Here is a 13,172-nt window from a genome sequence, read left to right on the forward strand (position 1 = left end):
CGGCCGGTTTCGTGCGGCCACCCAACTACGGGGCGCTACTCATTCGTGTATTCCTCCACAACGGTGGCTCCGAGCTCGCGCACGATCAGGTCGTGGCCGGACAGCGCGCTCTCCACGAGGTCCGGATCGTCCGCCTCCGCGACGTCGTCCTCGGGGGCCACCGGCGGGGGCGCCTGGTGCGCGGGGGGCTGCTGCTCGGGGGTCGGCCGGTGGGACTGCTCGTACGACTGCTGCGGCCCGGCGGGGGCCTGCGGCTGCTGCGCGGGCGGCGGGTTGTGGGCCGGGGCGGGCGGGCCCGCGTACGAGCCCTGCGCCACGGGGGTGGGGGCGCCGGCCTGGCCGATGACGGCCTCGATCCTCCAGTTGACCTGGAACTGCTCCGCCAGGACCGCCTTCAGGACCTCCTCGCTGCCGCTGCTCGCGAAGTTGTCGCGGGCGCCGGGGTTGGGGAAGCCGAGCTGGAGGGTGGTCCCGTCGAAGCCGGTGACCTGGGCGTTCTGGCTGAGCAGGATCCAGGTGAAGCGGCGCCGGTTCTTGACGGCCTCCAGGACGCCGGGCCACATCGCCTGGACCTGACCCGCGCCGGCGGCCATGCCGGGGGAGGGCGCGGCCGGGGCGGCGGCGGCCGACCGGGACGCGGGGGCGGACGGGGCCGGGGCGGGCGGCTGCGCGCCGCTGCCGGGGGCGGCGGCGCTGGGCCAGGCACCGGCAGCCGGGGCCGGGGCCTGAGCGGCTGCGGGGGCGGCTGCGGGGGGCGCGGCCGGGCCGGCGGCGCCGGGCCAGGCCCCGGGGGCCCCGCTGCCGGGCTGGGCGGCGCCGGGCCAGGCGCCGGGGGCCGGGGTGGAGGCGGCGGGGGCCTGAGGGGCCTGAGGGGCCTGGGGGGCCTGGGGGGCTGCGGCGGGCGGTGCGGGGGCCTGGGCGGCCTGCGCGGGGGCCGGAGCGGGCGCTTCCTCGGCGCGTACGGCGGCGCGCGCGGCGGCCACGCCCCCGCCGGGACCGGCCGGAGCCATGCCGTGCGCCTCTGGAGCCGGTACGTAGGCCATCGCGGGCGGGGCCGCGAACGCGGCGGCCGCCCCGGCCGGGGGTCCGCTGCGCTCCAGCCGGTCGAGGCGGGCCTGGAAGGACCGTTCGTCGTCGAAGGCGGCCGGCAGCAGCACCCGGGCGCAGATCAACTCCAGCTGGAGCCGCGGCGAGGTCGCCCCGCGCATCTCGGTGAGGCCGGTGTTGACCAGGTCGGCGGCGCGCGACAGCTCGGCGGCCCCGAACACGGAGGCCTGGGCCTGCATCCGCTCCACGACGTCGGCCGGGGCGTCGATGAGGCCCTTCTCCCCGGCGTCGGGCACGGCGGCCAGGATCACCAGGTCGCGCAGCCGCTCCAGCAGGTCGGCGACGAAGCGGCGCGGGTCGTTCCCGCCCTCCACGACGCGGTCCACGACCTCGAAGGCGGCGGCCCCGTCGCCGGCGGCGAAGGCGTCGATGACGGAGTCGAGCAGGGAGGCTTCGGTGTAGCCGAGCAGGGAGGTCGCCATGGCGTACGTCACACCGTCATCGGCGGCGCCGGCGAGGAGTTGGTCCATCACGGACATCGAGTCACGCACCGACCCGGCGCCGGCGCGCACCACCAGCGGCAGCACGCCGTCCTCGACGGTGGCGCCCTCACGGCCGCAGACCTCGCCGAGGTAGTCGCGCAGGGTGCCGGGCGGGACGAGCCGGAAGGGGTAGTGGTGCGTGCGCGACCGGATGGTGCCGATGACCTTCTCGGGCTCGGTCGTGGCGAAGATGAACTTGAGGTGCTCCGGCGGCTCCTCGACCACCTTCAGCAGGGCGTTGAAGCCCGCCGAGGTGACCATGTGGGCCTCGTCGATGATGTAGATCTTGTAGCGGCTCGACGCCGGCCCGAAGAACGCCTTTTCCCGCAGGTCACGGGCGTCGTCCACACCACCGTGCGAGGCGGCGTCGATCTCGATGACGTCGATCGAGCCCGGGCCGTTCCGGGCGAGGTCGCGGCAGGACTGGCACTCCCCGCACGGGTCGGGCGTGGGGCCCTTCTCGCAGTTCAGGCAGCGGGCGAGGATGCGCGCGCTGGTGGTCTTCCCGCAGCCGCGCGGACCGCTGAACAGGTACGCGTGATTGACCCGGTTGTTGCGCAGGGCCTGCATCAGCGGGGCAGTGACATGCTCCTGCCCGATGACCTCGGCGAACGACTCGGGGCGGTAGCGGCGGTACAGCGCAAGGGACGACACGTCTACGAGGTTATCCGGGCCCGCCGACAACGGCGGCCCGCCGACGCCCCGGACCCGCCGCGGCGACCCGGCCCGGAACGCAAAGCGCCCCCCACGCACCCGCCAGAGCCCACTTACCCTTGCTGCCTTCCGGCCCTGGGGGAGTTGGGTGAGATAGCGCCACGTGAGGGGCTGGGCCCCACCCTAGCGGATACCGACCCCCGCTATCGACCCGGACCCGCACGGGCCGCATTCCGACGGCCGGGGAGGGGTCGCGGGAGGCGGACTGCGGGGGCGGGGGCGGGGCGGGGTCGGGTCGGGTCGCGCCGGGCTACGGGCTCACGGGCCCAAGGCCTCAGCGGGCCTCGGCTCGGGGTCGGCGCCCGAACCCGGGCCGACCGGTCGGTGACCCCGGGCCGGCCGGGCGGTCAGCCGGGCTGGCGATCCTCGGCCCGGGCTGCCGGGTCCCCTGCGCCCCACCTCGGGTCCGCGCGGGACCGCCCCTGACGCCGCTTCCGGAGCCGGGACGGGGGTCCGCGCGGGACACCCCTGACGCCGCTGCCCCGAGCCGGGACGACGACCCGTACCGCTTCGGCGACCGGATCCGGGGCGACGGGCCCCGGGCCTGCTGCCGACCCCGAGCGGGTGGTGGCGGGCGTCCGGACCCCGATCCCGATCGGGGGTCGACGTCGGATCCCGTCCGGCTCCGACCCGACCCGGAGCAGGGCCGGCGGGGATCAAGGACCGATCAGGGAGGACTTCCGAACCCGTGATCCGGATCGTGTTCGCGAGCACCCCTCAACGTCTTGTATTGTTTGCGGCGGAGGATTCGCCTAGTGGCCTAGGGCGCACGCTTGGAAAGCGTGTTGGGGGCAACCCCTCACGAGTTCGAATCTCGTATCCTCCGCCAGTGCCTCACCGGGCACTTGAAGGCCCCGACCGGGAAACCGGCCGGGGCCTTCTGCGTTCCGTGGTCTCAGTCGCAGTCTCGTTTATTTGCCTCAAAACCGGACCTTCCCCGCGTTCCCGCCTCGATGGCCTAGGCCTATCCCTCGTACTCCCAAGGGTTCAGCAGCAGTGCGCCTGATCGCGCCAGATGCTTGATGTTGCGGCTCACGAGCGTCCAGCCGTTCGCCAGGGCAGTGGCGGCGATCAGCGCATCGGGTGGATCGATGCTGGTTCCGGCATTTTTGAGCCTCCGGTGAAGAGCGAGGTAGGCAAGTGCCTCCCGCTCGCCGACGGCGGCGATCCGGTCGCGGTATTGATCACGGAGGTCCGTGAGCGCCTGCTCGAAAGCCGTACGCCGCACCGGATCAAGTGTTCCGGCAATGCCTGCTTCGATCTCCGCGACCGTGATGACGCTCAGGTAGAGGGCAGGAGACGGAACCGAGCGAGCCCAGGCGACGACGGCAGGGGCAGGCTTCGGCCGGGTGGTGATCTCGGCGACCACATTGGTGTCGAGCAGATGGATCACTCGCCGTCCGCCGCATCGTCATAGGACCGCTGCCCGAACTCCAGACCCTCGAACGGGGCCGCCGTAAGTCGCTCAAGGAACCCGTCGCTGCCCAGCGTCGCCCAGCGGTGAAGCATGTCAGGCAAGGCATCGATGTCGGTGTCGGCGAGCTCGGCATCGAAGTGCCCAAGCTGATGCTGTGGCAGGGACTCCCGGATCTCCCGGATCGTCCGTAGCGGATGGGATTGAGGATGCGACTCCTCGGGTCTGCGCGGCGGGAGCGGCAGATTCGGGGCAGTGCTCATGATCGGCTCCTCCACGCTGTGGTCACGGGCTCATGCCTGAAGACCACCCTAGGCCGGGCTGTCCTGGAGAGGGTCGGAAACGACCCGAATCCGAGCTTTGACGGGACCCGTCCGCCGAGTCGCCGCCAGCTGTGTCCGGCAGCCGCCGTCTGCCAGCGACAGCAACGCCCCTTTGGTTGGAACCAGCTGAACGAAGCTGTCGGGCTGGACACAATGGGGAGCGCCGCCCTGTAGCCGGTTTCGTGACACGTCGCGTGCACCGCGGCATCGGTACGTGGCGAAGATCAACTGCCGTCCCCTCCATCGAAGGTAGCGAATGACACAGAGCTCAGCCGCCCGAGCCGGACGCTTCCACATGGGGCGCTTGTCCGAGGGGCGGCCGCAGGCCCTGGACTCCTGGCGTGTCACCACAGACGATGCCGATGTGGCCGCGCGTGTCGCCAGCTTCCTGGGTGGCGAACCTCAACCGAACGAAGGGGGAGGAGGCGGTCTTGCCTACGAAGTGCTGACGAGCCGCGAGAGCGTACGCATTCTGCTGGATGGGCATGCCGCGGTGGCGGCTCGTATGGTCCTCCGGGGCGGTAAGGGCATCATCCACGAGTGCGACGGCGTGGAGTTCCTGTCACCGGAAGAGAAGAAGGGCCAGCCCTGCGGCTGCCCGCCGCTGCTTGAGAACAAGAAGCTGGCGGCCAAAAATGGCCGCGGCCCGATGCCGTCCATCGACATCACTTTCCGGATCGCAGCGACACCTGTGCTGGGCCCGTTCCACTTCGTGACGACCTCATGGCAGATGGCCGCACAGCTATCCGACCTGCTGGAGGCGCTGGAACGTGTCGACGGCCCGGCCGTCTGCGACCTCACCATGGAGCTCGTCGTCTATACGACCAAGACGGGCAGGAGCGTCTGCTACCGAAAGCCGGTGGTCACGGTACTCGGCAGCCCCGACACCATTGCGCCCGAACCGCCGCCATCGGCCGAGCCCACGCCCGCTCCGGCACCATCCGTACCCCGCCGCAAGGCCAGGCCAGCCCCTGAGCCGACCACCCCTTCCGCGCCGCAGTCGAGCCACTCGGTCAACGTGGATGCCGTTCTGCTCCGCCGTGCCGCCCAGGTGCTGGGCACCGGCGACCACCAGGAAACTGTCATCGCCGCCCTGTCCGAGATCGTGGCAGGACCGCAGCAGACCACAGAGCTTGCCTGTGGATAACTCTCGTGGCCGAAATCGTCCCTAGTAGTGTCAAGACGTGGCCACTCCCCTGTTCTTCGACACCACCCTCCACACCCTCCCCTCGGTACCCGCGGAGGCCGTGGAGCACGGCGAGGTGTTCACGCGACGTTGGGTCGTCGACCTGATCCTCGACCTCGTGGGCTACACCTCGGACAAAGCCCTCTGCGACCTTAAGCTCGTGGAGCCGGCCTGCGGCTCGGGAGCGTTCCTGGGGGCTGTGGCATCACGGATCAGCGCGTCCTGCCGCGAGCAGAAGCGTCCCATCAGCGACGCGCGTGGGGCCGTACGAGCGCTCGATCTGCTGGACCGCAACGTCCAGAGCAGCCGCGACGTCGTTGAGAAGCAGTTGGTCGGCGACGGCTGGGACCCGGAGGACGCCCAGCTGGTGGCGGCATCCTGGGTCGAACAGGGTGATTACCTGCTCCAGCCGGAAGCGACCCAGTACGCGGACTACGCGGTCGGCAACCCGCCCTACATCCGCCTGGAGGACGTACCCGCGGACCGGATGGCGGTCTACCGTCACGCGTGCCCCACCATGGGCGGCCGTGCAGACATCTACGTCGGCTTCTTCGAAGTAGCGCTCCGAAGCCTCGGGTCAGGAGGTCGGCTGGGCTTCATCTGCGCGGACCGCTGGATGCGCAACCAGTACGGCCGGCGACTGCGGCAACTGGTTACGAAGAGCTTCAGCATGGACCTGGTCCTGGTCATGCACGACGTCGACGCGTTCGACGAGCAGGTTTCCGCCTACCCGGCCATCACGCTCATCAGCAAGCGGAGCCAGGGAACCGCCGTAGCAGCGGACACCACGCGAGCCTTCGGTGCTGCCCAAGCCACCGACTTCGCGCGCTGGTACGCGAGCGGTCGGACTGAAAGGGTCGCGACGGAATCCTTCCAGGCCGCGCGCATGCCGCACTGGTTCCCGGAGGAGGACTCTTGGCCAAGCGCCTCTCCCGCCCGGCTGGCCGTACTCGAGGAGCTGACGGAGCGCTTCCAACTGCTTGAGAACAAGGGCACCGGCACCCGGGTCGGCATCGGGATCGCCACCGGCGCGGACAAGGTCTTCCTCACCAACGACGGCAAGTTGATCGAGGATGACCGTCTCCTGCCGATGGCCATGGTCCGCGACACCACGAGCGGGACCTTGAACTGGAACGGCACCTACTTGGTGAATCCCTGGACGGCCGGCGGCGACCTGGTCGACCTCGCGGCCTATCCGCGACTTTCCAGGTATCTCGATGAACACGGAGCAGCGTTGCGCCGGCGCTACGTGGCGGTAAAGCAGCCCCACCGCTGGTACAAGACCATCGACAAGGTCGATCACGCGCTGACCCGGCGGCCCAAGCTGCTGTTCCCGGACATGAAGCTGACGATCCATCCGGTACTCGACGAGGGCGGACTGTACCCTCACCACAACCTGTACTTCATCGTCTCGGATGTCTGGGACATGCGCGTTCTGGGTGGTCTGCTGCTCTCCAAGGTCGCAGAAGCCTTCGTGGAGGCGTACGCGGTCAAGATGCGAGGGGGGACCCTTCGCTTCCAGGCGCAGTACCTCCGTAAGATCCGGGTACCTCACCCGGAAGCGATCAATGAGCGTGACCGGGACGCCCTGGCGGCAGCCTTCGACAAGCGAGACGTGAGGGCAGCCACCGAGGCCGCCCTGCGCGTCTACGGACTTGTCGAACTGCCTGACTAGGAGGACGGATCTTGACGGTCACCCGCCAGGATTTCGAAGACGCGATAGCCACCTACTGGGGTGCCAAGAAGCTCCAGCGCGAACAGTCCGCGATCAAGGCTGCGGTCGGCGCCGGCACAGCCGGATCGGTGCGCGGCGGTAAGCACTTCGATGCGATCGCGATCCTCTTGGCGAAGTTCTTCCTGGAGGCCGGCTATCCGCCCGACAGCATCCGGGTCACCAAGAAGCAAGGGCTCGAACTCCCCGGCCACTACCGCCCTCAGAAGCAGTGGGACCTGGTGGTCGTCCATGAGGGCGTACTTGTCGCCGCCTTCGAACTCAAGGCGTTGGGTGCCCCCTCCTTCGGCAACAACTACAACAACAGGGTCGAGGAAGCGCTCGGCAGCGCGGTCGATCTGCGGCGAGCTGCCCTTGCCGACCTGTATCCGAAGGAGAAGCCCTGGCTCGGCTACTTCTTCATCATGGAAGACCACCAGAAGTCCCGGAAGCCGGTCAGGATCGCGAAAGGCGCTCTGCCTGTCGACTCACCCTGGCGCGGAACCTCCTACCAGGACCGCTTCGGGATCTTTTGTGAGCGCCTCGTGGCCGAGCAGTTGTACGACGCCGCTTGCTACGTCACGTCATCGGCCGAGGAGCCCAAGCCCATCGAGTTGGTGGAGAGCCTTGACTGGCGACACTTCTCAGCGGCGATAAACGCCCGGCTCACGTATCTGAAGGAGCTCGGGATTCCCGGCTAGGAGCGACTTGCGGGACCTCGACCAACTCGGTCGAGCCCCGTACGCGGCTCCATTCGTGGGGCCGAGGCCCCCCACCTCCGACCGTCGCCGTACCTGCCAGGGCTACGCGCGCCGTCCACGGCCGGTGCGCACGCCTCCACGTAGGCTCCCCGGAGGGGTCGTGACTCGGAACGCTCACCCCTGGCCCGATCCTGACGCTGTGTCACGGTCCGATGCCTTGACCATGAACGCGACGACAACGTCTCGACAGGCCACCGAGGCCGCCTCCGCCGGTCCGACGCGATCACCGACCCGCGCGAGTCGTACGGCGCGCACCGGCTTCCGCCGCGACCGCGGGCGCCGGGGTGGGGCGCCCGGTTCAAGGTGGGTGGGGTGGGGGCCGAAGGTGGGGGTGGTCGATTTTTGAGAGGGAGTTCCGTATGCGTTCGATCCCGGGTGTGGGCCTGCGCCGTCCGATCCTGCGGCCCGTGCTGGTGGCCGCCGCCGTTCTCGTCGTCCCGCTCGCGGGGGTGCCCGTCGCGTACGCGGCGCAGGTGGTGGAATCCGTACGTCCGGGCGACGAGGCGCGGACCGAGCCGTACATCGTCACCCTCGCTCCGGACGCCGACCCTCAGCGGGTGATGGACGAGACGGGGGTGACGAAGGCCCGGTACGTGTACCGCAGCACCGTACGGGGCTTCGCCGCCGACCTCGACGCGGCGCAGCTGGCCGCCCTGCGCGCGCACCCCGCGGTGGTCGGCGTCGAGCGGGACGGCCGGGCCGTCGGTGCGCCGGTCGAGGGGGACGCCGCCACCGGCGACTGGTGAGCCACGGCCACGGGCCGCGAGGACCCGAACCGCGGGGAGGCGGTGAGGGGTCCCCCACCGCAGCGCCCCCACCGCAGCGCCCCCGCGCTACGCCGCCAGGGTCGTCCGCGGCTCGGGGTGCGCGGCCCGCCCCCGGTCCCGCATCAGGACCAGGGCGAGGCCGGCCGCGGCCAGGACGCCCGCCGCCGCCGCGGTGAAGGTGGCCGACATGGCGGAGGTGAAGGCGTCGCGGGCGGCTCCGGCCAGCGCCGGGTCGGACAGCGCCGCGGCCACGGAGTGCCGGGCGGCGTCCGGCGTACCGGCGGGCATCGCCCCGGAGTAGACCGAGGTGAGCAGGGCCCCGAGGACGGCCACGCCGAGGGCGGCGCCGGCCTGCTGGACGGTGTCGTTGAGGGCGGATCCGACGCCGGCGTGCTCCTCGGGGACGGCGCCCATCAGGGCCGCGGTGGCCGCGGGCATCGCCAGGCCGCCGCCGATGCCCATCACCGTCATGGCGACGCCGAGCGGGGTGAAGCCGTCGCCGGCCTCCAGCGTGGCGAGGACCGCGAAGCCGGCGGCGATCACGGCGAGGCCGACGGCGGTCATGATCCGGTTGCCGATCCGGTTGCCGAGGCCGGCGCCGAGGCCGTTGAAGAGCAGGGTGGCGACGGCGAGCGGGGTGAAGGCGAGCCCGGCCTCGGTGGGGCTGTAGCCGGCGACGAACTGGAGGTACTGGGTCAGCACCAGCATCAGGCCGCCGTTGGCGAAGGTCAGCAGCACCAGCGAGAAGCTCGCCCCGCTGAACATCCGGTCGCGGAAGAGGGACATCGGGACCATCGGGTGTGCGGTACGAACCTCGTGGACGACGAAGCCCGTCAGCGCGCCGACGGCGAGGGTGAGACAGACCAGCGTCGAGGGGTCGGTGAGGCCGTCCTTCGGGAGGGAGATGATCGTCCAGATCAGGGCGGTCATACCGGTGACGGACAGGGCCATGCCCGCGAAGTCGGGCTTGCGCCAAGGGCCCTTGGACTCCGGCATCAGGACCAGCGCGGCGGCGATGGCGAGCAGCACGATCGGCACGTTCATCAGGAAGACGGCGCCCCACCAGAAGTGGGCGATCAGGATCCCGCCGACCGCCGGGCCGCCGACGAGGCCGACGACGGCGGCCGCGCCCCAGGCGGAGATGGCCTTGCGGCGTTCCTCCTCGTCGAAGACGGTGATCAGGATCGAGAGCGTGCTCGGCATCACGAGGGCGCCGCCGATGCCCATGACCACGCGTCCCGCGATGAGTTGGGCGGGGGATTCGGCGTACGCGGCGAGCAGGGAGGCGATCCCGAACAGCGCGAGCCCGATGATCATCACGCGGCGGCGGCCGAACCGGTCGGAGAGGCTACCGGCGGTGAGCAGGAGGCCGGCGAAGACCAGGATGTACGACTCGATGATCCACTGGATGGCTTCGGCGCTGGCGCCGAGGTCCTCGGCGATCGGCGGGATGGACACGGTGAGCACCATGTTGTCGACGACCAGCACGAGCGTGCTGAGGCAGAGCACGATCAGGATGAGCCAGCGGCGCGGGTCCCGTCCGGGCGCCGCGCCCTCGGCCCCCGCGACGCCCTTGGCCCCGGTGCCGGTCGTATCCCCCGTACCTCCAGCACCCCCAGTACCACGTGCACCACCCGCACCACCCGCACCGCTGCCCCCCGCGATTCCGCCCATGATGACGACCTCTCCCCTTGCGCCGCTTGATGCGTACACCGTTCGCACGCTGTCGATGTGCACAACGTACGCTGATGCGTACAGTGTTCGCAACCGTGCGAGCGAAAGCCCGCCACCTCGCCGGGCGGCTGCTGCGGGACGTGGTCAGCCGGGCCTGTCCCGATCTGGACGGCCGGCGCCGCAGGGACCGCAGCCGGTTCCGGCCGCGCCGGTCGCGCCGGCGCTGCCGGCCCCGGTGGCGGTGGGGGTCTGACGGCGGCTCCGGGAGCCCGCGGCCTTACGCGACTTGCAGGGAGACCTCGGTCGCCTTGATCAGCGCGACGACGGAGGTACCGGCGGCCAAGCCCAGCGCCTCGACGGCGTCGGCGGTGATGGCGGCGGTCAGCCCGCCCCCGTTCACGTCGACCTTCACGGAGGCCATGGCCGGACCGGTGACGACGTCGACGACGGTCCCGGCGATCCGGTTCCGGATGGACAGCCCCTCGACGGGCCCGGTCGCGAGCGCCACCTCGGTCGCCTTGACCAGGGCCTTCACGGCGGATCCGGTGGCGAGACCGAGGTCCTTGACCGCGTCGGCGGTGATGGCGGCGGTGATGTCCTGACCGCCGTCGAGGCGCACCTTGACCGTCGCCATGGCCTCACCGGTGGTGACGGCGGTGACGGTTCCGGCGATCTGGTTGCGGATGCTCAGGCTCATGGCGCTTCGACCTCTTACGTCATCGACTCGTGCGGATCGGGGGATCCGCACAAGATCGACCGTACGAGCCGTCGCGCCGCCCCGCTCCGCACCCCTCGCATCCGCCGGCCGGAACCACCCACCCGGCCGGCCCCTGCGCGAACCCCCGGCCGGCGGGCCGTCGAGCCACCGCAACCCCGGGGGCGCCCGTCGAGGACTCCGCCCCGGGGCCCGGCTCTGCGGCAGCCCGTTCGGGCGGAACCGCCCTTGCGGGGGACGGCACTTGGCCCTGACGCCGACTCGGGGACGCGTCAGGGGCGGGCCGGGGGTCTCCCCGGTGCGGCCGGTGGGCGCCCGGCGGCACCGTAGGGGCATGAAGATCACCACCGCCGCCGCGCTCGCCCTCGCCGCCGCGCTCGCCCTCACGGTCACCGGTACGGCCGGCGCGTCGGCGGACCCCGGGTCCGTCACGCCCGTCGCCCCCGCGCCCGCCGCCGCTCCCGCCTACGACTTCTCCGACTGCCCCGCCCTCCCCGCCGGGGTCGACGCGGCGCGCTGGAAGTGCGAGTTGCACACCGCCTCCGGGTCGCTCCGCCTCGGCAACCGCGAAATCCCCGCACTGGCCCCGATGACCCTCACCTTCGCCGAGGGACCGATGCCCGACGGCAGCAACGGCCAGGCCTGGGGATCCCTGCGCGGCGCCCCCTCCGTCGTCCCCGGCGGACTGCTCGGCACCGCCGCCGCCGACCGGAGCCCGCTGCTCGGCCTGTCCCTGCAACCCGAGTACGGCGGCCGGTCCGACTTCTACTCCGTCGGCGACAGCATGGGCTTCTTCACCCTGCGCTACCGCGCCGTCAGCCCGCTCCTGCCCGCCGGCTGCGTCATCGGCGCCGGTGACGCCCCCATCGAGATCCGACTGAAGCGGGTGGGCGACTCCGAGCGGGTGTCCAAGAACCCTCCGGTGATCAAGTACGCGGCGACCGACACCGAGTTCGGTGTTCCGGCGGCCACCGGATGCGGCCCGATGACCCGGCTCGTGAACGACCGTCTCGGCCTCCCGGCGACCACCGGCAACAAGATCACTCTGGCCGGGGAGTACACCTACCGGACGTACGACCAACTCACCGTTCGCTGAGGTGGGACCGGGTCCCGGTCGTCCGGGACCCGGCCAACCGGGACCCGGTCGGCCCGGACCTTTCTTTGGGTGGAAAGAACCGGGAGAAACAACCTTCCCCACCCCACCAGCCTCCCCGGGAACGCTGTCACTCACACGGGTGAACAGGTCCAACTCAGCTGGATTTCGCACGGGTTGCGGGGCATATGCTCGCCCCGACCACCCCGCAAACGAAGACGGCCCCCGCCGGGACGGCAATCCCGGACGAGGGCCTCACCAAGCAGGAAGTAGACGCTTCCCATGGCTTCTCCGCAGGCTACCGCGCCCTCACCCGCGCCGTACGGCGTTCGCCACGCGAACGTCCGACTCACGACCCGGTTCACCGTGATCGGGAACCACCTGCTCCAGAACCCGCGGATGACGCTGTTCGCGCGCGGACTCGGCGCGTACATCCAATCCCTCCCGGCCGGAACGCCCATCGGCATCAAGGACCTGGCCAGACGGGTCCCGGAGGGCAGGGGCCGGATCGCGGGGGCCCTGCGCGAGCTGGAGGCCCACGGGTACCTGCAACGGACCGTGGACCGGCTGCCCGACGGGCGGTGCGTCACCCGGACGATGTCCTGGAACCGACCCCGGCCGATGACGCGGGCGACGCCCCCGCCACCACCGAACCCGCAACCGGCCCCGAGGCCGGCCCCGAGGCCGACCCCCGAGCCGGAGCCGGAGCCCGAGCCGGAGCCCGAGCCCGAGCCGACGGCCCTACAGGAGCCCGACCCGGAGCCCGCACCGGACCCGGAGCCGACGGCCGTACAGCGGCCCGGCCCGGAGCCGGAGCCGCAGCACCGCCCCGAACCCGCCCCCGCCCCCGAGCCCGACCCGCCCTCGCCGCGCCGCCTCGCGGCCATGGCCCTGCTCGCGCGGTTGCGCCGCGTCGACCACCGGTTGCTCCTCGGGCAACGGGACATCGAGCGCCTCGCGGGCCCGGCCGAGGTCTGGTTGGAGCGCGGCGGCAGCATCGAGGCGATCACCAGCGTCCTGGTGGCCCGCCTGCCCGACCTGCTGACCAACCCGGCCGGGTTCATCGCCCACCGGCTCCGAACACAGGTCCCGCCCGCCCTGGCGGCCGAGTTCAGACGGCCCGCCCACGTCCCCCCGGACCCCTTCCAGAACTGCACGACCTGCGGACTCGCCTTCCGCAGCCCCACCCCCGGCCGGTGCCGCGGCTGCGCGGAGCCCTCGTAGA

At 71.5% G+C, this 13,172-nt stretch carries 11 protein-coding genes, 1 tRNA gene and 1 other RNA gene; 7 read left to right on the forward strand and 6 right to left on the reverse strand.

Annotated features, from left to right (window positions below; all coding sequences use genetic code 11):
* Window positions 1–35: 35 nt before the first annotated feature.
* Together AB0D46_RS00325 and ffs are read right to left on the reverse strand one after the other, a co-directional pair.
* Window positions 36–2,243: a DNA polymerase III subunit gamma and tau gene (locus AB0D46_RS00325; RefSeq protein WP_362874997.1), complete on the reverse strand. Its 2,208-nt coding sequence runs from the start codon at window positions 2,241–2,243 to the stop codon at window positions 36–38.
* 77 nt (window positions 2,244–2,320) lie between these two features.
* Window positions 2,321–2,419, reverse strand: an RNA gene (ffs, locus tag AB0D46_RS00330) — signal recognition particle sRNA small type.
* Window positions 2,420–3,044: 625 nt separating this feature from the next.
* Here ffs and AB0D46_RS00335 point away from each other — a divergent pair.
* Window positions 3,045–3,132: transfer RNA gene (locus AB0D46_RS00335), tRNA-Ser, on the forward strand.
* Between the two features lie 135 nt (window positions 3,133–3,267).
* Here the strand turns inward: AB0D46_RS00335 and AB0D46_RS00340 are convergent.
* Window positions 3,268–3,696 (reverse strand): type II toxin-antitoxin system VapC family toxin, encoded by a 429-nt coding sequence (locus AB0D46_RS00340; protein ID WP_362874998.1) that lies wholly within the window; start codon window positions 3,694–3,696, stop codon window positions 3,268–3,270.
* Entirely contained in the window at window positions 3,693–3,980 is a 288-nt protein-coding gene (locus AB0D46_RS00345; protein ID WP_362874999.1) for a hypothetical protein, read from the reverse strand. The genes AB0D46_RS00340 and AB0D46_RS00345 overlap by 4 nt, the downstream gene beginning before the upstream one ends.
* A gap of 355 nt (window positions 3,981–4,335) precedes the next feature.
* Here AB0D46_RS00345 and AB0D46_RS00350 point away from each other — a divergent pair, with 355 nt between their 5' ends.
* From AB0D46_RS00350 to AB0D46_RS00365, 4 genes are all read left to right on the forward strand, one after another.
* Entirely contained in the window at window positions 4,336–5,187 is an 852-nt protein-coding gene (locus tag AB0D46_RS00350) for a hypothetical protein (protein WP_362875000.1), read from the forward strand.
* 37 nt (window positions 5,188–5,224) lie between these two features.
* The gene (locus AB0D46_RS00355) at window positions 5,225–6,901 is read left to right on the forward strand and encodes an Eco57I restriction-modification methylase domain-containing protein (RefSeq protein ID WP_362875001.1); all 1,677 of its coding nucleotides are present in this window, start codon (window positions 5,225–5,227) and stop codon (window positions 6,899–6,901) included.
* Between the two features lie 11 nt (window positions 6,902–6,912).
* Window positions 6,913–7,638 carry a PaeR7I family type II restriction endonuclease gene (locus AB0D46_RS00360; protein ID WP_362875002.1) on the forward strand — a complete coding sequence of 242 codons (726 nt, stop codon included), beginning with the start codon at window positions 6,913–6,915 and terminating at the stop codon, window positions 7,636–7,638.
* A gap of 419 nt (window positions 7,639–8,057) precedes the next feature.
* Window positions 8,058–8,444: a protease inhibitor I9 family protein gene (locus tag AB0D46_RS00365; protein WP_362875003.1), complete on the forward strand. Its 387-nt coding sequence runs from the start codon at window positions 8,058–8,060 to the stop codon at window positions 8,442–8,444.
* A gap of 87 nt (window positions 8,445–8,531) precedes the next feature.
* Here the strand turns inward: AB0D46_RS00365 and AB0D46_RS00370 are convergent, their stop codons facing one another.
* Window positions 8,532–10,139 carry an MFS transporter gene (locus AB0D46_RS00370; RefSeq protein ID WP_362875004.1) on the reverse strand — a complete coding sequence of 536 codons (1,608 nt, stop codon included), beginning with the start codon at window positions 10,137–10,139 and terminating at the stop codon, window positions 8,532–8,534.
* Between the two features lie 277 nt (window positions 10,140–10,416).
* Window positions 10,417–10,836, reverse strand: a complete 420-nt coding sequence (locus AB0D46_RS00375; RefSeq protein WP_362875005.1) for a TOBE domain-containing protein — start codon at window positions 10,834–10,836, stop codon at window positions 10,417–10,419.
* A gap of 352 nt (window positions 10,837–11,188) precedes the next feature.
* Between AB0D46_RS00375 and AB0D46_RS00380 the strand changes: the two genes are divergently transcribed.
* Both AB0D46_RS00380 and AB0D46_RS00385 read left to right on the forward strand, forming a co-directional pair.
* On the forward strand, window positions 11,189–11,950 hold the full coding sequence (locus tag AB0D46_RS00380) for a hypothetical protein (RefSeq protein WP_362875006.1): 762 nt from the start codon (window positions 11,189–11,191) through the stop codon (window positions 11,948–11,950).
* A gap of 279 nt (window positions 11,951–12,229) precedes the next feature.
* Window positions 12,230–13,171 carry a helix-turn-helix domain-containing protein gene (locus tag AB0D46_RS00385; protein ID WP_362875007.1) on the forward strand — a complete coding sequence of 314 codons (942 nt, stop codon included), beginning with the start codon at window positions 12,230–12,232 and terminating at the stop codon, window positions 13,169–13,171.
* Window position 13,172 lies beyond the last annotated feature (1 nt).

It is taken from the genome of Streptomyces sp. NPDC048383 (assembly GCF_040651775.1).
GTDB lineage: Bacteria > Actinomycetota > Actinomycetes > Streptomycetales > Streptomycetaceae > Streptomyces.